The sequence below is a fragment of the Mesorhizobium sp. B2-3-13 genome, from assembly GCF_006442195.1.
Classification (GTDB): Bacteria; Pseudomonadota; Alphaproteobacteria; order Rhizobiales; family Rhizobiaceae; genus Mesorhizobium; species Mesorhizobium salmacidum.
Genome location: NZ_VFVQ01000002.1, coordinates 312061 through 333550, shown reverse-complemented (window position 1 = coordinate 333550; position 21490 = coordinate 312061). Strand labels below are relative to the sequence as shown.

The following is a 21490-nucleotide window of genomic DNA, read 5'->3' as shown; positions in this document are numbered from 1 at the left end:
TTGCCGAGGCCGCCCGCCGAGATTCGACGGGCGGCCGTTTCGTATATAATCTTATCTTGCTTTGGGCTGGCCGTTCCGCGGCCACGGCGGACCGATGGAAAAACGCGTTACCTTCAGCAGTTGGACAATCGGCATCCTTTTCGCGGTGCCGCAGCTCCTCCTGATCTTTACGTTCTTCTACTGGCCTGCCGGCCAGGCCGTATACTGGTCGCTGACGCTGCAGCAGCCCTGGGGCGGCGGCAACATCTGGGTCGGGCTCGACAATTTCCGCTCGATCCTGGCCAACGCCGATTACTGGAACTCGATCACCGCCAGCCTTGTCTTTGCCGGCATCAGCACCGGACTTGCAATGTTCGTCGCGCTTGTGCTCGCCGCGCTCACCGACCGCCAGCTTGCCGGCTCGCGTCTCTATCGCGTGGTGCTGATCTGGCCTTACGGTATCGCCGCACCGGCTCTGGCGATGGCGTTCCGTTTCATCCTGGCGCCGGAAGCCGGCTTCATGGCCGTGGTCAACCAAGTCTGGCCCGGCTTCTGGGATCCCGGGCTCGACGGCGCTGATGCCATGGCCTCGATCATCATCGCCTTCTCGTGGAAATATGTCGGCTACAACTTCATCTTCTTCCTTGCCGCGTTCCAGGCTATCCCGCGCTCCCTCATCGAAGCCGCCGCGATGGACGGCTCCGGCGTCATGAGGCGTTTCTGGGACATTCAGTTCCCGCTGATCACGCCGACAATCTTCTTCCTGCTGGTCATCAACATCACGGAGAGCTTCCAGGATTCGTTCGGCATCGTCGACATCATGACGTCGGGCGGCCCGGCGAACGCCACCAATCTGATGGTCTACAAGATCTATTCCGATGGCTTCAAAGGCCTCGACTATTCGGGCGCCGCCGCGCAGAGCATCATTTTGATGCTGCTCATCGTGGTGCTGACCATTTTCCAGTTCCGCTTCATCGAGCGGCGCGTGCACTACAGGTGAGACTGAATGGTCGAGCGCACTCCGTTCCTCAACTTCTTCACGCATCTGATCCTGTTTGTCGGCTTTGTACTTTGCATCGCGCCGTTCGTGGTTGTGGCCGTGGCCGCGTCGCATAATCTTAGGGATGTCAACGACGTGCCGATGTCGCTGCTGCCGGGAAGCGACTTTTGGACAAACATCAAGACGGCCTGGACGACGGCCGACCTTGGCCCCAAGCTGCTCAACAGTTTCATCATGGCTGCCGGCGTCGCGGCCGGCAAAGTGATCATCTCGGCGCTGACCGCCTTCTCGATCGTCTATTTCCGCTATCCCGGCCGCACCTTCATCTTCTGGCTGATCTTCGTCACGCTGATGCTGCCGCTGGAAGTGCGCATCGTGCCGACCTACGCGGTCGTCGCCAATGTGCTGTCGCCCTACCAGACCATCCTCGACATCACCGGGCTGAGCTGGCTGATCGAGAAGGTCTCGGGCGTGCAGGTTTCGCTCAGCCTAGGGCTGCTCAATTCCTATACCGGACTGATCCTGCCGTTGATCGCCACCGCCACCGGCACTTTCCTCTACCGGCAGTTCTTCCTGACCGTGCCGGACGAGCTGACCGAAGCGGCGCGTATGGACGGTGCCGGCGCGCTGCGTTTCTTCATCGATATCCTGCTGCCCTTGTCGCGCAACAACATGGCGGCACTCGGCACCATCATGTTCCTGTGGGCCTGGAACCAGTATCTATGGCCGCTGCTCATCACCACCGACCAGTCGCACGCGACGGCGGTCACCGAGCTCAAGCAGCTCATCCCCAATGTCGGCGGCATTCCGGAATGGAACATCGCCATGGCCGGAACGCTTATCGTCATGCTGCCGCCGCTGATCGTCGTGGTGCTCATGCAACGCTGGTTCGTGCGCGGCCTGATCGCCACCGAGAAGTAACAAGGAGACAAAAATGGCCTCCATCGCAATACGCGGCGTCAAGAAGAACTATGCCAAGGCGCAGGTCGTGCATGGCGTCGATCTCGACTTCGCCTCTGGCGAATTCGTCGTCATTCTCGGGCCGTCCGGCTGCGGCAAGTCCACGCTGCTTAGGATGATCGCCGGGCTGGAAGAGATTTCCGACGGTACGATCGCCATCGACGGCATGGTGGTCAACAAGCTCGAGCCGCGTGAACGCGGCTGCGCCATGGTGTTCCAGAACTACGCGCTCTATCCACATATGAGCGTGGCCCAGAACATCGGCTATTCGCTCAAGGTCGCCGGTGTTCCCTCGGCCGAGCGCAACCAGCGCATCCAGGCGGTTGCGCGCACGCTGGAGCTCGAGCAGCTGCTCGATCGCAAGCCGATGGCGCTTTCGGGTGGCCAGAGGCAGCGCGTCGCCATGGGCCGCGCCATGATCCGCGAGCCGAAAGTCTTCCTGTTCGACGAGCCGCTGTCCAATCTTGACGCCAAGCTGCGCGTCCAGATGCGCTCGGAGATCCGCAAGCTGCATCGCCGGCTGAATGCCACCTCCGTCTTCGTCACCCACGATCAGGTCGAGGCGATGACGCTGGCCGACCGGCTGGTGGTGATGAATGGCGGACGGGTCGAACAGGTAGGCACGCCAGGTGAAATCTACACCCGCCCGGCCAGCCGCTTCGTCGCCACTTTCGTCGGCGCGCCGGCCATGAACATCCTCGAAGGCACGGTCGAACTCGACGGGCTGTCGCTGCCCGGCGGCAGCCGGCGCCTGCCCATGGCGCGCGCCGGCCTGCCGGTCGGCACGAAGGTCGCGATGGGCATCCGCCCGGAAGCGGTGCGGCTGGTGGCACCAGGCACGGCCGGCGCGCTCGATGCCACTGTCGATCTGGTCGAGGAACTGGGCGCGGGGCGGGTCATCTATGTCGACCTCGACGGCGCGCCGTTCTCGGTGATGACCCCGGAGGCCGTTCACCCCGAGCCCGGCAGCACCGTCGGCCTGAAGATCTCGCCGGACGACATGCACTTCTTCTCGTCGGAGACAGGCACCCGTCTCGATGTCTTCAAGGCTTCCGTGCCCGAACCGGCGCTTTGATTTCCGAAACGCGCGGCCAAAGAGGCGCACATGAAAATCATCCAGGTCACCGATGTGCATCTCGGCCGGCGAGGTGAGCGCCGCTATGGGGCGGACCTGCATCAGCGGCTCGATCAGTGCATCGCGCACATCAATGGGCATCACGCCGACGCAGCACTTTGCGTCTTCACCGGCGACCTGACGGAGACCGGTGCGCCGCAGAGCTATGCCGATCTGCGCGTTGCCCTGAGCGCGCTATCGATGCCCTTCAGGCTGCTGCCGGGCAACCATGACCGGCGGGCCAATCTCATCGCTGCGTTTCCCGAAGTTCCGGTCGACAAAAACGGCTTCGTGCAGTCGGTCCATGATACCGGCGACGAAGTGCTGTTGTTTCTCGACTGCCTGGCGGAAGGACGCATCGAGGGCGAACTGTGCGACAGCCGGCTTGCCTGGCTCGAAGCCCGGCTCGAACAATCAGGCGGCAGGCCCGCCTACGTTTTCCTGCATCATCCGCCGGTCGCGCTCGGCCTGCCGCAGCTCGATCCGCTGGCGCTCGAACGGCCCGAGCGGTTGCTCGGCCTGCTGCGGGATCATGGCAACGTTCGCCATATTTTCTTCGGCCACGTTCACCGCGACATCGCGGGAACCGTCGCCGGCATTCCGTTCTCGGCGCAGCGCGGCCTGCATGTGCGGTTCGAGCTTGCCCTCGACCGATCGAGCGAGGTCGTCGAACAGGCGCCGCCGTCCTACGCCGTCATCCTCATCGACAGCGCCAACGAGTGCGTGGTGGTGCACGGTTGCGATTTTCTCGAGCAATGGCCGATCTATTCAGCGGAAACCGGCGAACGCGTCACGGCGTGAACCGGCCACTTCGCGTGGGTTCAGCGCCTTAAGGCCTCAAGCGAAGACGTGCGCCTTGCCCGATACGGTCAGCCGCACGATCTCGCCGACCGCCGGCGCGTCCATGCCGGATTTGCGCAGGATCAGCGGCGTGCCGCCGATCGCGGCGGCGTCCGGCGGATCGGAATTGTTCAGGAGCCGCACCGCGATCGTGCATGTCGAGCCGGCGAATTCCGATTCCGTCACCTCGCCGAAGGGCATGTCTGGTGTGCCCGACATGCCCTCGCGCGAGGTGCGTTTGAGCCCAATCTGCTCCGGCCGTAACATGATGCGGGCGACATCGCGGCTGTCCGGCGTGTCGACCGCGATGCGGCCCAGCGGCGAACTGGCGAAGCCGCCCGAAATGCTCGCGGGCAGGATGATGGCATCGCCGAGGAACTCGGCGATCATCCTGTCCTTCGGCTTGAGATAAAGCTCGCGCGGCGTGCCGACCTGGGAAAATTTCCCGTCGCGCATGACCGCCACCTGGCTGGCGAAGGACAGCGCCTCGGCCTGGTCGTGCGTCACCAATATGGTGGTGATGCCGGCCCCTTCCAGAAGCTCGGCCACCGCCTTGCGCATCGAGGCGCGCAGGCCGGTGTCGAGGGCCGAGAACGGCTCGTCGAGCAGCATCAGCCGCGGCTTCATCGCCATGGCGCGGGCTAGCGCCACGCGTTGCTGCTGGCCGCCGGAGAGCTCGTGCGGACGGCGTTTGAGGATCGCCTTGTCCAGTCCAACGATATAGGCAAGTTCGATGATGCGCTCGGCGCGCTTGTCGTCGTCCCGTGCCATGCCGAAGCCGATATTGTCCGAGATGGTCAGATGCGGGAACAGGGCGCCGTCCTGCGCCACCAGGCCAATGCCGCGGCGATGCGCCGGAACGGCGGCGCCGCCATTGGCCAGCACCTGCCCGTCGAGCACGATGCGGCCCTGATCGGGCGCCTCGAAACCGGCGATCAGCCGCAGCAAGGTTGTCTTGCCGCAGCCGGAAGGTCCTACGATCGCGGTGCGACTGCCGCTGGCTACGTTCAGGTCGACGCCGGCAAGTGCCGCGACCGGGCCGTAACGCTTGTGCAGATTGCCGAGTTCGAGAAAGCTCATCGTCCGGCCATCCGCTTCGACTGGACATAGAGCAGCCAAGTCAGGGGCAGCGACATCGCCACCATGATGAAGGCGTAAGGGGCCGCCGAGGCGTAGTCGATCTCGCCGCTATAGGACCAGAACGCCATGGCCAGCGTGCGGGTGCCGTTCGGCGCCAGCATCTGCGTCGCGGTCAATTCGTTCATGATGCCGAGCGCCACCAGCGCCATGCCGGCCGCGGCACCCGGCGCCGACAGGCGGATTGTCGTCGACCACAGCGCGTTGAGCGGCCGCCGGCCGAGGCTGGAGGCGGCGCGCTCGAGTTCGACCGGGGCCTGGGCGATCGACGCGCGCAGGCTGACCAGGGCACGCGGCAGGAACATCAGTGAGTAGGCGAGCAGGATGGTGAACAGGGTCTGGTAAAGCGGCAGGGCGATGCGCACGGTGATGGTGACCAGCGCCAGCGCAATGACGACACCCGGCAGCGAGCCGACAATGTAATTGCATCCTTCCAGCAGGCGCTGCAACGGACCGGGCGCGCGGATCGAGATCCAGGCCATCGGCATGGCAGCGACAGTGGCAAGCAACGCGCCGGCGAGCGATAGGAACAGTGTCTGGCCGAGTGCCAGGCCAATCTCATCGAGACGCCAGACATCGGCGCCGCCGGCGATGAGCCAGCGGCCGATGGTGATGAACGGCACGCCAAGCGCCAGCAGGGTGGTGACGACGAGCAGCAGCAAGCTGGGCAGGGTGGCGCGACCGAGGCTCATCCGCCGCTGATATCGCGCGGCACCCGAGCCGACACGGGCATAACGCTCCTCGCCGCGCACCAGCACTTCGAGGCCGAGCAGCACGAAGCAGCAGGTCACCAGCACGCCGGCCAGCATGTTGGCGGCCGGACCGTTGAAGGTCGACTGGAACTGGTCGACGATCGCGGTGGTGAAGGTGTCGAAGCGGATGAAGACGTAGAGGCCATATTCGGCCAGCAGATGCAGGCCGACCAGCAGCGAGCCGCCGCAGATGGCGAGCCTGAGCTGCGGCAACACGACACGCCAGAACGCACGCCAGGGTCCGAGACCAAGTGCCGCCGCGGCATCCTCCAGGGCAGGATCGAGGCGGCGCAGCGCCGCCGACACCGGCAGATAGAGGAAAGGAAAATAGGCGATGACGGATACCAGCACGCCAGCCCAGAGGCCGTGAAGCCCTGGCACCATGGTGATCCAGGCATAGGAGTGTACGAAAGCGGGGATGGCGAGCGGCGCCACGCAGAGCCAGGACCAGAGCCGGGCACCAGGCAGGTCGCTGCGTTCGGTCAGCCAGGCCAGCGTCACCGACAAGGTGATGGCGATCGGTACGGCCAGCAGCACCAGCAGGCCGGTGTTGACCAGCAGTTCGCCGACACGTGGCCGGAAGACCAATGCCGCGACAGTGTCCCAACCGGTCTGCACCGCGATCCATATGATGAAGGCAAGCGGCACCAATGCCAGCAGGGAGACTGATATGGCGGCGATGACAAGCCAGGGCGCCACACGCCGCTGCGTTCTTCGGCGCATCTTCGGCGGCAGGCCAGGGCGCGCGAGATCGACCGCGGGCTGCATCAGCTCAGGCGCCATGCCATCGCGGCGCGGCGGCGGCAATCAGGGGACCACGGTCGCGGTCAGGAACGAAGCGTGTCGTCATGGACGAATGCATCTCGGAACAAAACGCTCCTGCGGAAGGTGAATTCCCGCAGGAGCACGGTTTGACGTCCTTATTAGGAAGAACGACGACTAAAGCAAGCCGGCTGCGGTCATCAGGTCGGTGACCTTCTTGGAGTTCAGCGTCGCGGCGTCGACCTTCGGCGCCTGCAGGTCGACCAGTGGCACCAGCTTCGGATTGGACTGCGCACCCTTGCCGACCGCGTATTCGAAGGAGGTTCCGTTCTTCAGCACGTCCTGGCCACCCTTGCCGGTCACCCATTTCAGGAAGGCCTGAGCTTCCTTGGGGTGCTTGCTCGAGGCCAGCACGCCGCCGCCGGAGACCGATACGAAAGCGCCCGGATCCTGGTTCTTGAAATAGTGCAGCGCGACGTTCTTGGAGTTTTCGCCGGTCTTGGCCTGATCGCCGAAATAGTAATAGTGGTAGATCACGCCGCCTTCGATCTCGCCGGCATTGACCGCCTTCATCACCGTGCTGTTACCCTTGTAGGCGGTGAAGTTCGCCTTCATCGCCTTCAGCCAATCGGCCGTGGCGGCCTCGCCCTTGAGCTGCAGCAATGCGCTGACAATAGCCTGGAAATCGGCGCCAGAAGGCGAGGCCGCCCAGCGGCCCTTCCAACTCGGGTCGGCGAGGTCGAGCATCGACTTGGGCAACTGGTCGGCCTTGAGTTTGGTCGTATTGTAGGCAAAGACGGTGCTGCGCGCGGCCACGCCCACCCATTTGCCGCTGGCGGCCTGATAGTCCTGCGGGACCTGTGCGAGCGTGTCGGCGTCGACCGGCGCGAACAGCCCGGCATTCTCGACCAGCACCATGGCCGGCGAATTTTCCGTCAGAAACACGTCGGCGGGCGAGGAGGCGCCTTCGGCGACGATCTGGTTGGAGAAGTCGCTGTCGCCGCCATTGCGCAAGGTAACCTTGATGCCGGTTTCCTTGGTGAACCCTTCGGCCCAATCCTTGGCCAGGCTTTCATGCTGGGCGTTATAGACGATGATGCCGGCATCTTCGGCCGTCGCCGGACCGGCGGCCAGGCTGATTGCAAGCGCCGCTACGCTGGCCAGGGCAAGAAGGGGGGATTTCATAAGGTACTCCTCGGGGTTGCCCGCACTGCGGGTGCGTCCGAGTATCAATTCATGAATGGGTTAGTCAAGATTAAAAGGCAATCGGCGCCATCACGGTTTCGCGTATCGGACGCTGATGGCATCATCCGACATGCGGTGCTGGTGGCTGCTCCTGCAGAATGCAACCATCGACCATCGGATGAATGGTCCAGCGCTGGTCCAGGCCCTGCTGTGCTCGTTTGGTCTCCGGATCGAACGCTTCGTTCAGCATGGCGCACCACGTTCTGCGCAGATTCTCGCAGCGTGTCCTGAACGCGGCGCTGCCAAGCCCGTCACGCATATCCTGCGCGGTGAGGTCGATGGCCTCGCCTGGCGGTTTGGGCGGGACCTCCCCCGTGTCGGGAAAATCCGGATTCCACTGAAGATAGTGTCTTGCGTCGACACCGGCCGCCGCATCGAATTTGACCACCGCCATCAGCGGATGAAATTCGTGCCAGCCCTTGTGATAGCCGTCATAGACATGTTCGCCGAGGACGGCGACATGATCGCCCATCCTGATGGGGCCGAGCGCCTTGTCGCCGACATTGGCGTCCTCGACATTGCCGGGATTCCAGTTGAACAGTCCCTGCAGGACCGGCTTGACCCCGCCGAAATAGGACGCCGCTCCGCCGATGGCGCCGCCAATGGCCGCTCCGAGCAATCCTCCCAGGAACGAGCCGATGGCGCAGCCCAGCGCACCCAGGAAGAACGACCCTATGGCGCAGCCGACAGCCGCCCCAACACTGGCGCCGGCGGCCGCCGCGGCCGCCGTGACGACCAGAGCCGCCGTCAGCAGGATGATGATGGCCGGCGCCCACTGGCGCATCTTGATCCAGAAGTCACCCTCGGCCTCGCAGTGCAGGGCCCAGCGGGCATGATCGTCGGCGGGTGCGTAGCCCAGATCCGCCTTCAGGTCATCGCGCGGCAACAGCAGTTCATGACCCTGAAAGCCGTCATTGAGAATGTCGTTCGCCGGATGGGCCGTGATGTTGGCGGCGAATTCCGCGACGACGGTGCCGTCGCCATTGTAGCGATTAGCGGCGGCCAAAGCCGCCTCATTGGTTTCGGCGTTGAGAATTTCAGTCGTCGGATGCGGCATCAGTATGATGTCGAAATACTGGTCGTTGTCGAAGGCGCCGAGATCGCTGCGGAACGGATTGTAGGAGACGATGCCGACGGCGCATTTCGGATTGTCCCTGTCGAGACAGACCAGGCGATGGTTGAGCCATTCCCCGGCGGCCTTGTCGATCGTCGCGGTGGCGGACGCCAGAAACGCGATTGCCGCGGCAAGTGCTGCGCCGACCGGCCCCAGCAGCAAGCCGAAGGCGGCCGCCAGCCCGGTGATGACGATGATCTGCAGCGCCTGGCCGGCGAGGAAAGCCAGCCGGTCGGCCTCATTGTAGGGCTTGCCACCGGCCGGATAGAGAAAGCAGCTCGTATAGTGCTTGTAGGCCATCGGAGCGCCTCAGCCTTTCGTGGCGATGAGCGTCACGCCGCCGGTCAAGGTGCGTGATCCGCTTTCGCCGATCGTGAAGACATGGACGTTGAAGGCCTTTGAGCCACGGAAGGCGGCGTCCCTCGGTTCGATCTCGACGGTGATCTCGGTTATCTGGCGCGGCTGCAGTGAAAGCGTTCTTGGAACGATCCTGACCGACCAGTCATCGGGAACGGGAAACCGGCCATAGGCCTGTTCCTCCAGCGCCTTGGCCCAGCGCGCCTTGCTCTCCGCGAGCCTCGGCTGCGGGGTGTCCGTGCGTTCGTCTCGACCTTGGCCGCGTGGCGGGGTACATGGTTGCAGCTTCGGCAGGCCGTAGCAGTCCGCCTCGATCTGGAAACGCCGGACGACCGAGGCCTCGTTGCGGACGCTGAAGGAGAACTTTGCCGGTGAGCGCATCTCGGCAATGTTGACGTTCTTCTGGCCGAGGTTGTTGCCGGGGTTGGCGTCATCGCCCCAGGAAAGCTGTGCTTGCAGGCAGTAATGGCCGCCGGTGGCGGGCGTGGTCCAACTGAATTCGGCATAGGCAGGGCAATCGATCGTGCCCTTGGCCCCGAGATTGACGGCGACATTGGCGATCGGTCGGGAAACGGTCTGTGCGCCGAAGGACAGGTAGGACAGCGCCACCCCGACGCCGACGGCCGGCGCATCATAGGACCCGTTCCAGACACGCACGCGAACGCGATAGGTGCGAGAGGGCTGCAGCGCACCGGTGACTGGCGCGGCGCCGTCGAAAATGTCGATGTCGGGATTGTCCCAAGTGACCGCGAGACCCTGCGCCATCAGATAGTACTGGGCATAGAGAAGAGGATCGGCGCGCTTGTAGATGTCGGGCGGCAGCTGGATACAGCAATCGTTCTGCGCAGGGCTCGGCAGCCGCTGGCGCTTGGCCAACCGGCACAGCAGCATGCGAATCGTCGCAAACAGCACCTTCAGCCCGACGGCAAGACGCTTCCAGAATTCGGCGGCGAACAACAGCAGTGCCGCGGTTCTGACGTGGTTGACCAGAGATCCTGCCATGTCGTGTTTCCCACGCTGAGAGGACGCAACGGTAGTGTTTTCCTGGCGACGTATCCCCGCCGGTTCTCCCGGCTATTTCTTCAGTGATCCCCGTCTTCTGTAGAAGTAGATGGCAGCGACAAAGACTATGGCCGCAATGACAAGGCTGCCCTCGAAAGTTCCCGAGCCATTGTCGGGAGAAAATCCAAAAATGCGTTCAATGAAATCCATTTCGGCCTCCCTCCGATCCTTGACGCTACAGAAGGGTTTACCTTACGTCAATCAAGGCTTGGTCCGCGCCGTTCCCAATGCACGGGCCGGGAACAGGGAAACCGTCAGGGAATTTCGCGGGGCCCTCCCGCAAACTTTCGTGATTTGCCCGTAGTTTGGCTTGGACATTATTTCGCCGGCCACGTAACAAATCAGTGCCGAGGCGCGAAGATCGGGGAGTGAACTCTTGTGAGCGGCAAGGACGAGGCCGAATTTTCCCGGCTGATGCGGGCCGCGATCGCGGGAGATGAAAAGGCCTATGCCGACTTTCTCCGCCGGATTGCCGCGCTGATCCGCGGCTTTGTCAGGCGCAAGATAGTGCAGGGCGGGGTCGATCCCGAGGATGTCGTGCAGGAAACCTTACTGGCCATTCATGTCAAACGACACACCTGGCGCCAGGACGCGCCGGTGCTGCCATGGGTCTATGCGATTGCCCGTTTCAAGCTGATCGATGCATTCCGGCGACGCGGGCGGCGCATCGAAATCGACGTCGACGACATCGCCGAGACTTTCGCCGAGCCGGAAACCGAGACGGTCAGCGAGCGCGACATCAACCGGGCGCTCGACGGGCTGCCGCCGGCTCAGCGGTCCGTGGTTTCGGCCGTGTCCGTGGAGGGCCGTTCCATCGGTGAGACAGCGGCGAAGTTCGGCATCAGCGAGACGGCGGTGCGTGTGTCGCTGCACCGGGGACTTACCGCCATAGCCAAGCGATTCGGCCAGGGGCGATTCGGACAGGGGCGGTTCGGACGGGAATGACATGAAGACCGACGATCTCATCAAGGCGCTCGACGCCGATGCTCGCAGCAAGGCGATGCCATTGCGTTCGGCCTGGTGGCTGGCGGCCGGTGCGGCCGTCGTCGCCGCGGCCGCTGTTTTCATGATGACAATCGGGCCGCGCCCCGACTTCATGGTTGCCGCGCATACGATCCGCTTCCTGTCCAAGTTTGTTTTCACCGTCGTGCTCGCCATCAGCGCCTTCGCCCTGATCCGTGCCCTGTCGACGCCGGGTGCGGCGACAGGCCGGGCAATGGCGGCGATGATCGCCGCGCCGCTGCTGGTCGCGGTGGCCGTGGTGCTGGAACTCTTCATGGTGCCGCAGGCGCTATGGGGCACGCGCATGATCGGATCGAACATGATGATCTGCATGAGCTTCATCCCGCTGATCGGCATCGGCCCGCTGGCCATCTTCCTGTGGATGCTGCGCTATGGTGCGCCTACCCGGCCGGTGCTTGCCGGCACCGTCGCGGGGCTGCTTGCCGGCGGGCTGGCGGCGACCTTCTATGCAGCGCACTGCTTCGACGATTCGCCGCTTTTCGTTGCCACCTGGTACACGATCGCCATCGCGGCCCTCGCTTTGCTCGGCGCGCTCGGCGGGCGGTTTTTCGTGCGATGGTAACAGGATACCCGCGCCCACACCCCGTCAATACCGGTCCTTAATCATGCCGGCAATTGTTTGCCGGTTTCCCATGTCGCCGATGCCCCGGTCGCAACCTTTCCTTAAAACCGATCCTTGAGGGTCTTAACGGAAAAAGCGATTGCACACGGGGGTGGCATAAATCGTGACATTGCGAAGTATCATCGGGCCGGGACAGTACAAGCATGCAGCTCTGGCGCTGCTTGTGGCCGGCTTTGCCGTGGTGGCCGCCTCGCTTGTGCCGTCGAGGCTGGACCTTGGCGCGGAAGCATTCAGACTTTGCCTTCAAATATCGGTCGCGGTTACGGTCTGCGCGCTTTTCCTGGCCTATCTGTTCATCACGCGCATCTCTGATGACCGGCGGCAGATTGCGGAGAGCGAGCAGCGGTTCCGCCGAGCCATGGAAGATTCGGCCATCGGCATCGCCATCGTCAGCCTCGATGGGCGTATTCTCCAGACCAACCCAGCCTTCGCCGCCATGCTTGGCTATAGCCGAGAGGAAATCGAGGCGCTGACCTTCTTCCAGATCACGCATCCCGACGATTTGCATCTCGGGTGGGAAACCATGGAAAGCATGAGAGCTGGCACGATCAACGCCTTCCAATTCGAGAAGCGTTACCTCAAAAAGGATGGCGCGCCCATTTGGGCCAATCTTGCCGGCTCCGTCATCCGAGACGAGAAAAGCGGCCGGCCGCTCTATCTCGTTTCGCAGATCGAGGACATCGACGCGCGCAAGCAGGCCGAGGCGCGCATCACGGAGGCGGAAACGCGCTGGAATTTCGCGCTGGCCGGCGCCGGTCAAGGTGTTTGGGATTTCGACATGCGCAAGGGGGGCACCACCTATTCCCCCACCTGGGTCAAGATGCTGGGTTATGGGGATGGCGAGCTTGATGGCGACCCCAATCGCTGGCTGACGATGATCCATCCCGACGACGCCGCCGCGGTCGCGGAGGCTGATCGCGCCCATCTCGATGGCCAGACGGAATTTTTCGAGGCCGAGTTCAGGATGCGCCACAAGGATGGCCGCTGGGTTTGGATTCTCGACCGCGGCAAGGCCATCGAGCGCGATGCGGACGGACAGCTGATCAGAGCGATCGGCAGCTTGACCGACATCACCCGGCGCAAGCAGGCCGAAGAACGGCTCATCGTCTCGGCGGCGATGCTGGCCGACGAGAAGGAGCGGCTGAGGGTGACGCTGCAATCGATCGGCGATGCGGTCATCTGCACCGATGCCGCGAACCGCGTCACCTTCATGAACCCGGTGGCCGAAAAGCTGACCGGCGTTTCCGGCGACGAGGCACTCGGCAAGACGCTGAGCCATGTCTATTGGGCAGTCGACGAGGAGACCGGCCACAGGATCGGCATGACGCGGCCCGTGACAGGCGAAGAGGCGCGCTCCGACCAGAACAGCCGCGCGGTCCTCATCCGGCGCGACGACACACGCTGCAGCATCCGCCAAGTCGTGTCGCCGATCATCAACGAGCGCAACGAATTCGGCGGGCTGGTGATCGTCTTCCAGGACTTCACCGATGCGCGCGCCCTGCAGCGCCAGCTTGCCCATGCCGCCGCGCACGATGCGCTCACCGGGCTCGCCAACCGCTCGAGCTTCATCCGCGCCATGGAGGGATTGGTCGATCAGGCGCGCAAGGACGGCACGATGGCCGGGGACCGCCATCAGTTCATGTTCATCGACCTTGACCATTTCAAGCTGGTCAACGACACGGGCGGTCACGCTGCCGGAGACGCCCTGCTGAAGCGGGTCGCGGAGGCAGTGCGCGGCGTGCTTGGTTCTGAAGACATCGTCGCGCGTCTGGGTGGCGACGAATTCGCTGTTATCCTGAAGTCCGGTTCTGCCGCTGACGCGCGGCTCGCGGCGCGTTCCATCATCGATGCGATAGCCGGCCTCAACTTCACCTGGGAAGGCCGGCCGCACGCGATCGGCGCCAGCATCGGGCTGACGGCGATCTGCGCCAATTGCGGCGAAGTCGACGAGATCATCGCGAGGGCCGATACCGCCTGCTATGCGGCCAAGGCGGCCGGGCGCGGATGCGTTTGCGTGGCACCCGACGGCAAAACCGCCGACGACAGGTCAGAACCACCCAAGCCGCTCGCCGCGGCCTCGTGACCGGACGCGTCAGCGCGTCGGAACGGGGTGCTCGCCGCGATAGTCGTAGAAGCCGCGTCCGGTCTTGCGGCCGAGCCAGCCGGCCTCGACATATTTGACCAGCAGCGGGCAGGGACGGTACTTCGAATCGGACAGGCCGTCATGCAGCACCTGCATGATCGACAGGCAGGTATCGAGGCCGATGAAATCGGCAAGCTGCAGCGGTCCCATCGGATGGTTGGCGCCGAGCCTCATGGCGGTGTCGATGGCATCGACCGAGCCGACGCCCTCATAGAGGGTGTAGATCGCCTCGTTGATCATCGGCAGAAGGATGCGATTGACGATAAAGGCCGGGAAATCCTCCGAGACCGTGATCGTCTTGTCGAGCTGCTTCACATAGGTCTTCGCCGCCTCGAAGGTCTGGTCCTCGGTGGCGATGCCGCGCACCAGTTCGACCAGCTTCATCAGCGGAACAGGGTTCATGAAGTGTATGCCGATGAACCGCTCCGGCCGGTCGGTCTGCGCGGCAAGCCGCGTGATCGAGATCGACGAGGTGTTTGTCGCCAGAATCGCTTCGGGGTTAAGCTGCGGGCAGAGCTGCGCATAGATCTTGCGCTTGACGGTTTCGTCCTCGGTCGCCGCCTCGATCACCAGGTCGGCGCCGGCAAGATCGGCCATCGTCGGCGCCGACGCGATGCGTGCCATGGCCTCATTACGGAGCTTCTCGTCGAGCTTGCCGGATCCCACCTGACGGGCCATGTTGCCGCTGATGGTGGCGATGCCCTTCTCGATACGGTCGGGCGATATATCGTAGATCAGAACCTTGTAACCCGAAAGCGCGGAGACGTGCGCTATGCCGCCGCCCATCTGGCCCGCACCAATGATGCCGATCGTCTCGATCTTGCTCATTACCCGATCCCGTCCGGAGCGTTTCTCGCCAGAATCGCGAACCGCCCCATCTCTTTGTTTTCCCGCAATTCCCGGCGCAAAAAACCTGCGCACTGCCGCTGGAATTGCTCTCAGCCTTTGTGGCCTGCTTATTGTGCGGTGCAAACTAAAAGGGTGGGGCGACTTCGTCTACCCCACCCCTGGCAATTTAATACGGTTGCGCGGAAGCGTCAAAGTGCCTTCTGCAACTCCGGCAGGATGACGAAGAGGTCGCCGACGAGGCCGTAGTCGGCAACCTGGAAGATCGGCGCTTCCTCGTCCTTGTTGATGGCGACGATGACCTTGCTGTCCTTCATGCCGGCGAGGTGCTGGATGGCGCCGGAGATGCCGACCGCAATGTAGAGATCGGGGGCGACGACCTTGCCGGTCTGGCCGACCTGCCAGTCGTTCGGCGCATAGCCGGCGTCGACGGCGGCGCGGGAAGCACCGACGGCGGCGCCGAGCTTGTCGGCGACCGGCAGGATGACTTCCTGGAATTTTTCCGAGGAACCGAGCGCACGGCCGCCCGAGATGATGATCTTGGCCGAGGTCAGCTCCGGACGGTCGGTCTCCGACAGCTTGTTCTCGACGAAGGTGGACAGGCCGGGGTTGGCAGCCGCATGAACCGTCTCGACCGAAGCCGAGCCACCCTCGGGTGCCGCCTGGAAGGAGGCGGTGCGCACGGTGATCACCTTCTTGGCGTCGCTCGACTGCACCGTCTGGATTGCGTTGCCGGCATAGATCGGCCGCTTGAAGGTATCCGGCGAGACCACTTCGATGATCTCGGAGACCTGCGCGACATCGAGGAGGGCCGCGACGCGCGGCGCGACGTTCTTGCCCGCGGACGTCGCCGGCGCGATGATCGTGTCGTAGGCGCCAGCCAGCGAGACGACCAGTGCCGCCGTCGGCTCAGCCAGGCGCTCGGCGAGCTCGTCGGCTTCGGCGAGCAGCACCTTGCTCACGCCCTTCAGTTTCGCGGCTGCGTCGGCAGCAGCCTTGGCGCCTTTGCCGGCCACCAGCACATGAACGTCCGAGCCGATCTGCAGCGCAGCCGAAAGTGCCTTGGCGGTCTGGTCGGAAAGCGTTGCGTTGTCGTGTTCTGCGATGAGGAGAATTGCCATCTTTTTATCCCTTCCCAGCCTTACAGCACGCCGGCTTCGTTCTTGAGCTTGTCGACCAGTTCGGCGACGCTCTTGATCTTGACGCCCGCCTTGCGGCCGCCCGGCTCCTCGGTCTTGATGACCTTGAGGCGCGGCGTGACGTCGGCGCCGTAGTCGGCGGGCGACTTCTCGTCGAGCGGCTTCTTCTTGGCCTTCATGATGTTGGGCAGCGAGGCATAGCGCGGCTGGTTAAGGCGAAGGTCGGCGGTGACGATCACCGGCATCTTCAACTCCACCGTCTGCAAGCCGCCGTCGACTTCGCGCGTCACCTTGGCATGGTCGCCCTCGAGCACGACCTTGGATGCGAAGGTGCCCTGCGCCCAGCCAAGCAGGGCGGCCAGCATCTGGCCGGTCTGGTTGGAATCATCGTCGATCGCCTGCTTGCCGAGAATGACAAGGCCTGGCTTCTCCGCCTCGACCACGCCCTTCAGCACCTTGGCGACGCCGAGCGGCTCGGTCTGTTCGTCGGTCTTGACCAGGATGGCGCGGTCGGCGCCCATGGCGAGCGCGGTGCGCAGTGTTTCCTGCGCCTGCTGCGGGCCGATCGACACGACGATGATCTCTTCGGCCTTGCCGGCTTCCTTGATCCGGATCGCTTCCTCGACCGCGATCTCGTCGAACGGGTTCATCGCCATCTTGACGTTAGCGAGTTCCACCGCCGAACCGTCGGCCTTCACGCGAACCTTCACATTCGCGTCCACAACCCGCTTCACGGGCACAAGGATCTTCATTTGCCTGTCACCTCTTTACGCTAGTTGGGCGCGCTATAGCAGCCTGCGCCCTTTCTGAGTTGTCGAAAGCCGACATTCCGGACTGAATTCCGGCCAGACGGAATTCTGGCCGGATGGAAATTCTGGTCTTTGCCCGCCTTGCGGCTGCTCCTTAACCGCCTTGGGCTGCGACGGAGACGTTTCCGTAATTGTGGCAACCCTTGTCGTCAATACGCTGGAAGCTGCTCAAATCGGTTCAGTTCGGGCCAGAAGGGTTTCCGCGGCCCCAGCGCGCCGCAGTGACGGACGTTTGGGGTGTCGCTGGTTCGCCAACGGCCGGCGGCTGTTCGGGGGTCGGAACCACGGCGTCCTCGTCAGCGGGGGCAAACAGCGGCACGCCGCGACTGCGCAGGACCAGCACCAGGACCGCGCCGGCAATGATGCCGCCGATGTGGCAGGCCCAGGAGATTTGATCCTCTCCACCGGCCGCGAACATGACGACCTGGAACAGCACCCACAGGATGAGCGGAATGAAGGCTGGAATACGCAAGGGGATGCGGGCAAAGGCAAGCACCCACACCTTCACCCTGGGGTAGAGGATCAGGTAGGCGACTACCACGCCGGCAATGGCGCCCGAGGCGCCGATCAGCGGCACTTGCGAATCCCAGGCGATGAGCCCCTGGAAAGCGGCTCCGGCGATGGCGCAGAGGAGATAGAAGATCAGGTAGCGGATGTGGCCGAGCGCGTCCTCGACATTGTCGCCGAACACCCAAAGGAACAGCATGTTGCCGCCGAGGTGGAAAATGTCGGCATGCAGGAAGGAGTAGGTGAGGTAGCTCAGGCTCTCGGGGATGATGATGAAGCGAGGGTCAAGCTCGGCCGTGTCGTGAACGACGGAGGGGATGAAGCCGAGGCCAAGCACGGCGGCATTGGTGAAGTTCTCGCCGCCGAGCGCCGTGGCGCAATAGACCACGGCGTTGGCGACGATCAGCCCGATCGTCACATATTGCAGCCTGATGTGGCGCAGCCTGTTGGTGTCGTAAAGCGGGATGAACATTTGTCGTTGGCCTCCTCCCGCCTTTCAGTCCGTTCAGCGGTTCCTGCCGGGAACCCATAGCACGTCGGCATTTCCATTGTCATTGACCGCCCGGGCGGCGACAAACAGGAAATCCGAGACGCGGTTGATGTATTTCAGCCCGTCGCGGTTGACGTGTTCGGCCGGGTCCTGAGCCAGGGCGACCATCAGCCGCTCGGCTCGCCTGGCCACGGTGCGGGCAAGATGGAGGGCGGCCGCCGCCGGCGTGCCGCCGTTCAGCACGAAGGATTTCAGCGGCCGAAGGTCTTTGTTGAGGAGGTCAATGTCGCGCTCGACACGGCTGGTCTGGGCGGCAACGATGCGCAGCGGCTCGTAGCCAAGCGGCTTGCCGTCATCAGGCACGGCGAGATCGGCGCCGAGGTCGAAAAGGTCGTTCTGAATGCGGGCAAGCATGGCGTCGATCGCCTGATAGCTCTGTGCGGTATGCACGCGAGCCATGCCGATGCAGGCATTGGCTTCGTCGACCGTACCATACGCATCCACCCTGAGATCGGATTTCAGCCGCCGCTCACCAGTGCCGAGCCCGGTGGTGCCGTCATCGCCGGTGCGGGTGTAGATCTTGTTGAGCTTGACCACATCGCCTCCCGAAGGCCCTCACTTGCGGGTGAAATACACGGCCAGCAGGATCAGCGCCAGCGCCACGGCCTGCAGCAGAACGCGCGCCTGCATCAACTTGTTGGAGGTCACACCGGAGCCGCCGCGCATCATGTTGATGAGGCCCCTGATCAGCACGACCACCACGGCGGCCATGACCAGAATGGCAAGGATGTTGAAGGCAGTAGCCATTTTGTGTTTCCAGTTCTTTGCTTGTTCAGGCGCGCTTGGCGAGCAGGCGGTGGAGCATCGAGGCAGGCAGGATGCGTTTGAGCATGGCCCCGATCTTGGCCGATGTTGTTACCACATAGTGCGGGCGCGGGCGTCGCGACAGAAGTGCATGGCAAAGCACCTTGTGGACCACTTCCGGCCCGGGCTTCAGTGCCGATTGGCTGCCGCCGGCGCGCATGCGTTCCAGCTGCGCGGCATAGTCGGCGCGATGCACGGAATTCTCGTGATCGATATTCCTGAGGAACCAGGGCAGGCCATTGCTGGCGATTTTGGATTTCACCGGCCCCGGCTCGATCAGCGAGACATGGATGCCGCTGCCGGCCAGTTCCTGGCGCTGGCAGAGCATCAAGGCCTCCAAGGCATGTTTGGACGCCGAATAGGCGCCGCGGAAGCGCACAGGCACGAGACCCAGGATCGACGAGCAATGGACGAGGCGGCCGTGGCCCTGGCGGCGCATCACCGGAACCAGACGGCGGGTCAGGTCGTGCCAGCCGAAGAAATTGGCCTCGAACTGCTCTTTGAGCGCCGCGACGGGCAGATCCTCGACGGCGCCTGCCTGCGCGTAGGCGCCGTTGTTGAACAGCGCGTCGAGCCTGCCGCTGGTGCGGTCGAGCACTGCCGCCACCAGGGCGGCGATCGATGCCGGTTCAGTGTAATCGAGATAGAAGGCCTCGATGCCGTCCGCTTCGAGCGCGGCGATGTCTTGCGGCTTGCGCGCCGTCGCGAACACCCGCCAGCCCTCGGCCTTCAACGCGCGGGCGCAATAGGCGCCTATGCCGGAAGACGCACCGGTGACGATGATGGTGCGCAACTCCGCCGCTGAAGAATTCGAGGTTTGACGAAGGGTTGCCATTTGTCGCATTCCCTTCCCATATTCGCGGCGTCGAGACAATCGAAGGGAGCGCGCTTTCTTGCTGCGGAATATTGTCGCCCTGCGCCGCGTGCTCTACGACGCGCTCGGCCATTTCAACACCGATGACGGCTGGGCGATGGCCAGCCATCTGGCGATCACCTCGCTGATGGCGCTGTTTCCGTTCCTGATCTTCGCCACGACGCTGGCCAGCTTCCTCGGCGCCCAGGCCTTTGCCGACACAGCCGTGCATCTGGTCTTCGACACATGGCCCGAGCAGATCGCCAAGCCGATCGCGCGCGAGGTGCTGAACGTGCTGACTGTCAGGCGCACCGACCTGTTGACTTATGGCGTGCTGCTTGCCGCCTATTTTGCCTCCAACGGCATCGAGGCGCTGCGCACGTCGCTCAACCGCGCCTATCGGGTCACCGAGACGCGCGGCATCATCTATCGCCGGGTGCAGAGCATCTTCTTCGTGCTGATCGCGACCGCCGGGTTCCTGGCTATCAGCGTGCTCCTGGTGTTCGCGCCCCTGCTGGCGCGGCTGGCGGAGGCCCATTTCCAGTGGATCAAACCCTATACGGGCACGAGCACGCTGTGGCGTTACGTCATTGCCTCAACGGTCATCATCGGCGGACTTTTTGCCGTCCACTACTGGCTGCCGGCCGGCAAGCGCCGTTTCGTATCGCTGATACCCGGCATCATCTTCACACTGGCCGCATGGCTTATCGGCTCGACGATGTTTGCCACCTATCTCGATCATTTCTCGTCCTATGTGACGACCTATGCCGGTCTCGCCTCGATCATGATCGCGGTGGTTTTCCTCTACATCGTCTCGGCGATCTTCATCCTCGGCGGCGAGCTCAACGCCGCGATCAGCCGCTATCTGGAGGCGCGCGCCCGGGTAGGTTGAAGTTTGCCCGATCGGGCGGTCGCCAGCCCAACGCCGAACGTGGTGATCGCCATGCCGGCGCTCTGAAGTGCGTTGAGCTGTTCGTTGAACAGGGCCCAGGCGATGATGGCCGTCACCGCCGGCACGAGGTAGAACAACGACGCCACTTTCGACATCTCGCCGTCGCGGATCATCACCATCAGAAGGAAGATGGCGCCGAGCGACAGCACCAGCAGCAGCCAGGCCATGGCGAAGATCAATTCGCCATTGATGACGACGGTTTGTGTTTCGAAGGCAAGCGAAGCCAGGATCATCAGCGAAGCGCCGCCGACATATTGCCACATGGTGGCCGCCACGAGGTCGCCGCCGGAAGCAAAACGCTTCTGCCAGATGGTGCCGGCACTCATGCCGAGCACGGAGACCAGGGAGGCGATCAGCGTGGCCGCCGTCACGCCGCCGCCGAGCGCGCCGAGTTTTGGCCACAGCACGATGACGATGCCGACAAGGCCGATAGCAAGGCCAAGCCAGTGGCGCGGCAGGATGGCCTCGCCCAGGAACTTGCCAGCGAGCATCGCGGTGATCAGCGGCTGCAGGCCGACGATCAGGGCCGAAAAACCGGCCGGCATGCCCCTATGAATGGCCCAGAAGACGGCGCCGAGGTAGACGCCATGCATCAGCACGCCGGCGCCGGTGGCATGCAGCGCCTCGGTGCGGGTGGCTGGTTTCGAGCCAAGCACCAGCATCAGGACAGCCAGCAGGATGGCGGCCAGCACGAAACGCGCCGCGAGGAAGGTGAATGGCTCCGCCCAAGGCATGGCGTAACGCGCGCCGATGAAGCCGGTCGCCCAAAGGACGACGAAGGTGGCGGGGATGAACCGCTTGAGGCTGGACATTTTCCGGGGACCGCCGCGCTGGGTGAGAATTAACCGTGACGATGCTCTAGTCCTGTTCAACCCGGCGCGCAAAACGAAACGATTGATCCATGCGTCACGGGAATTCAA

General features: G+C 63.6%; 22 protein-coding genes. 8 read left to right on the top strand and 14 right to left on the bottom strand.

Annotated elements, in window-relative coordinates:
* Positions 1-94 precede the first annotated feature (94 nt).
* The 4 genes from FJ941_RS04115 to FJ941_RS04100 are packed head-to-tail and all read left to right on the top strand — an operon-like array spanning position 95 to position 3854.
* Entirely contained in the window at positions 95-979 is an 885-nt protein-coding gene (locus tag FJ941_RS04115; RefSeq protein WP_140503269.1) for an ABC transporter permease subunit, read from the top strand.
* Between the two features lie 6 nt (positions 980-985).
* Positions 986-1900, top strand: coding sequence for an ABC transporter permease subunit (locus tag FJ941_RS04110; protein WP_027143474.1), 915 nt, complete (start codon positions 986-988; stop codon positions 1898-1900).
* A gap of 13 nt (positions 1901-1913) precedes the next feature.
* Positions 1914-3014, top strand: coding sequence for a sn-glycerol-3-phosphate import ATP-binding protein UgpC (locus FJ941_RS04105; RefSeq protein WP_140503267.1), 1101 nt, complete (start codon positions 1914-1916; stop codon positions 3012-3014).
* Between the two features lie 30 nt (positions 3015-3044).
* Positions 3045-3854 (top strand): phosphodiesterase, encoded by an 810-nt coding sequence (locus FJ941_RS04100; RefSeq protein WP_140503265.1) that lies wholly within the window; start codon positions 3045-3047, stop codon positions 3852-3854.
* Positions 3855-3890: 36 nt separating this feature from the next.
* Here FJ941_RS04100 and FJ941_RS04095 read toward each other — a convergent pair whose 3' ends face one another.
* From FJ941_RS04095 to FJ941_RS28915, 6 genes are all read right to left on the bottom strand, one after another.
* On the bottom strand, positions 3891-4973 hold the full coding sequence (locus FJ941_RS04095) for an ABC transporter ATP-binding protein (RefSeq protein WP_140503263.1): 1083 nt from the start codon (positions 4971-4973) through the stop codon (positions 3891-3893).
* The gene (locus tag FJ941_RS04090) at positions 4970-6550 is read right to left on the bottom strand and encodes an iron ABC transporter permease (protein ID WP_181169713.1); all 1581 of its coding nucleotides are present in this window, start codon (positions 6548-6550) and stop codon (positions 4970-4972) included. The genes FJ941_RS04095 and FJ941_RS04090 overlap by 4 nt, the downstream gene beginning before the upstream one ends.
* Before the next feature lie 171 nt (positions 6551-6721).
* A complete protein-coding gene (locus tag FJ941_RS04085) occupies positions 6722-7729 on the bottom strand; it encodes an iron ABC transporter substrate-binding protein (protein ID WP_140503260.1) in 1008 nt (335 codons plus the stop codon).
* Positions 7730-7850: 121 nt separating this feature from the next.
* Positions 7851-9203, bottom strand: coding sequence for a hypothetical protein (locus FJ941_RS04080; RefSeq protein ID WP_140503258.1), 1353 nt, complete (start codon positions 9201-9203; stop codon positions 7851-7853).
* Positions 9204-9212: 9 nt separating this feature from the next.
* Positions 9213-10262: a hypothetical protein gene (locus FJ941_RS04075; protein WP_140503256.1), complete on the bottom strand. Its 1050-nt coding sequence runs from the start codon at positions 10260-10262 to the stop codon at positions 9213-9215.
* 72 nt (positions 10263-10334) lie between these two features.
* Positions 10335-10472, bottom strand: a complete 138-nt coding sequence (locus FJ941_RS28915; protein WP_181165921.1) for a hypothetical protein — start codon at positions 10470-10472, stop codon at positions 10335-10337.
* A gap of 228 nt (positions 10473-10700) precedes the next feature.
* Here FJ941_RS28915 and FJ941_RS04070 point away from each other — a divergent pair, with 228 nt between their 5' ends.
* The 3 genes from FJ941_RS04070 to FJ941_RS04060 all read left to right on the top strand — a co-directional run bounded on the left by FJ941_RS04070 (position 10701) and on the right by FJ941_RS04060 (position 14050).
* The gene (locus FJ941_RS04070) at positions 10701-11267 is read left to right on the top strand and encodes a sigma-70 family RNA polymerase sigma factor (protein WP_140503254.1); all 567 of its coding nucleotides are present in this window, start codon (positions 10701-10703) and stop codon (positions 11265-11267) included.
* Position 11268: 1 nt separating this feature from the next.
* Entirely contained in the window at positions 11269-11907 is a 639-nt protein-coding gene (locus tag FJ941_RS04065; protein WP_140503252.1) for an NrsF family protein, read from the top strand.
* A 163-nt stretch (positions 11908-12070) separates the two neighbouring features.
* Entirely contained in the window at positions 12071-14050 is a 1980-nt protein-coding gene (locus FJ941_RS04060; RefSeq protein WP_140503250.1) for a PAS domain S-box protein, read from the top strand.
* Between the two features lie 9 nt (positions 14051-14059).
* Here the strand turns inward: FJ941_RS04060 and FJ941_RS04055 are convergent, their stop codons facing one another.
* The 7 genes from FJ941_RS04055 to FJ941_RS04025 all read right to left on the bottom strand — a co-directional run bounded on the left by FJ941_RS04055 (position 14060) and on the right by FJ941_RS04025 (position 19600).
* Positions 14060-14938, bottom strand: coding sequence for a 3-hydroxybutyryl-CoA dehydrogenase (locus FJ941_RS04055; protein ID WP_140503248.1), 879 nt, complete (start codon positions 14936-14938; stop codon positions 14060-14062).
* A gap of 209 nt (positions 14939-15147) precedes the next feature.
* A complete protein-coding gene (locus tag FJ941_RS04050) occupies positions 15148-16077 on the bottom strand; it encodes an electron transfer flavoprotein subunit alpha/FixB family protein (RefSeq protein WP_140503246.1) in 930 nt (309 codons plus the stop codon).
* A 20-nt stretch (positions 16078-16097) separates the two neighbouring features.
* Entirely contained in the window at positions 16098-16847 is a 750-nt protein-coding gene (locus FJ941_RS04045) for an electron transfer flavoprotein subunit beta/FixA family protein (protein WP_140503245.1), read from the bottom strand.
* Positions 16848-17082: 235 nt separating this feature from the next.
* Positions 17083-17883: a rhomboid family intramembrane serine protease gene (locus FJ941_RS04040; RefSeq protein WP_140503243.1), complete on the bottom strand. Its 801-nt coding sequence runs from the start codon at positions 17881-17883 to the stop codon at positions 17083-17085.
* 33 nt (positions 17884-17916) lie between these two features.
* A complete protein-coding gene (locus tag FJ941_RS04035; protein WP_140503241.1) occupies positions 17917-18498 on the bottom strand; it encodes a cob(I)yrinic acid a,c-diamide adenosyltransferase in 582 nt (193 codons plus the stop codon).
* 18 nt (positions 18499-18516) lie between these two features.
* Positions 18517-18708, bottom strand: coding sequence for a twin transmembrane helix small protein (locus FJ941_RS04030; RefSeq protein ID WP_015315567.1), 192 nt, complete (start codon positions 18706-18708; stop codon positions 18517-18519).
* Positions 18709-18733: 25 nt separating this feature from the next.
* On the bottom strand, positions 18734-19600 hold the full coding sequence (locus FJ941_RS04025) for an SDR family oxidoreductase (protein ID WP_140503239.1): 867 nt from the start codon (positions 19598-19600) through the stop codon (positions 18734-18736).
* Positions 19601-19658: 58 nt separating this feature from the next.
* Here FJ941_RS04025 and FJ941_RS04020 point away from each other — a divergent pair, with 58 nt between their 5' ends.
* Positions 19659-20510, top strand: coding sequence for a YihY/virulence factor BrkB family protein (locus tag FJ941_RS04020; RefSeq protein ID WP_140503237.1), 852 nt, complete (start codon positions 19659-19661; stop codon positions 20508-20510).
* Here FJ941_RS04020 and FJ941_RS04015 read toward each other — a convergent pair.
* The gene (locus FJ941_RS04015; RefSeq protein ID WP_140503235.1) at positions 20480-21382 is read right to left on the bottom strand and encodes an EamA family transporter; all 903 of its coding nucleotides are present in this window, start codon (positions 21380-21382) and stop codon (positions 20480-20482) included. The genes FJ941_RS04020 and FJ941_RS04015 overlap by 31 nt on opposite strands.
* Positions 21383-21490: the final 108 nt, after the last annotated feature.

Coding starts and splice junctions, on each gene's coding strand:
- FJ941_RS04115 (WP_140503269.1), top strand. CDS start 95: ATGGAAAAACGCGTTACCTTCAGCAGTTGGACAATCGGCATCCTTTTC.
- FJ941_RS04110 (WP_027143474.1), top strand. CDS start 986: ATGGTCGAGCGCACTCCGTTCCTCAACTTCTTCACGCATCTGATCCTG.
- FJ941_RS04105 (WP_140503267.1), top strand. CDS start 1,914: ATGGCCTCCATCGCAATACGCGGCGTCAAGAAGAACTATGCCAAGGCG.
- FJ941_RS04100 (WP_140503265.1), top strand. CDS start 3,045: ATGAAAATCATCCAGGTCACCGATGTGCATCTCGGCCGGCGAGGTGAG.
- FJ941_RS04095 (WP_140503263.1), bottom strand. CDS start 4,973: ATGAGCTTTCTCGAACTCGGCAATCTGCACAAGCGTTACGGCCCGGTC.
- FJ941_RS04090 (WP_181169713.1), bottom strand. CDS start 6,550: ATGCAGCCCGCGGTCGATCTCGCGCGCCCTGGCCTGCCGCCGAAGATG.
- FJ941_RS04085 (WP_140503260.1), bottom strand. CDS start 7,729: ATGAAATCCCCCCTTCTTGCCCTGGCCAGCGTAGCGGCGCTTGCAATC.
- FJ941_RS04080 (WP_140503258.1), bottom strand. CDS start 9,203: ATGGCCTACAAGCACTATACGAGCTGCTTTCTCTATCCGGCCGGTGGC.
- FJ941_RS04075 (WP_140503256.1), bottom strand. CDS start 10,262: ATGGCAGGATCTCTGGTCAACCACGTCAGAACCGCGGCACTGCTGTTG.
- FJ941_RS28915 (WP_181165921.1), bottom strand. CDS start 10,472: ATGGATTTCATTGAACGCATTTTTGGATTTTCTCCCGACAATGGCTCG.
- FJ941_RS04065 (WP_140503252.1), top strand. CDS start 11,269: ATGAAGACCGACGATCTCATCAAGGCGCTCGACGCCGATGCTCGCAGC.
- FJ941_RS04055 (WP_140503248.1), bottom strand. CDS start 14,938: ATGAGCAAGATCGAGACGATCGGCATCATTGGTGCGGGCCAGATGGGC.
- FJ941_RS04050 (WP_140503246.1), bottom strand. CDS start 16,077: ATGGCAATTCTCCTCATCGCAGAACACGACAACGCAACGCTTTCCGAC.
- FJ941_RS04045 (WP_140503245.1), bottom strand. CDS start 16,847: ATGAAGATCCTTGTGCCCGTGAAGCGGGTTGTGGACGCGAATGTGAAG.
- FJ941_RS04040 (WP_140503243.1), bottom strand. CDS start 17,883: ATGTTCATCCCGCTTTACGACACCAACAGGCTGCGCCACATCAGGCTG.
- FJ941_RS04030 (WP_015315567.1), bottom strand. CDS start 18,708: ATGGCTACTGCCTTCAACATCCTTGCCATTCTGGTCATGGCCGCCGTG.
- FJ941_RS04025 (WP_140503239.1), bottom strand. CDS start 19,600: ATGGCAACCCTTCGTCAAACCTCGAATTCTTCAGCGGCGGAGTTGCGC.
- FJ941_RS04015 (WP_140503235.1), bottom strand. CDS start 21,382: ATGTCCAGCCTCAAGCGGTTCATCCCCGCCACCTTCGTCGTCCTTTGG.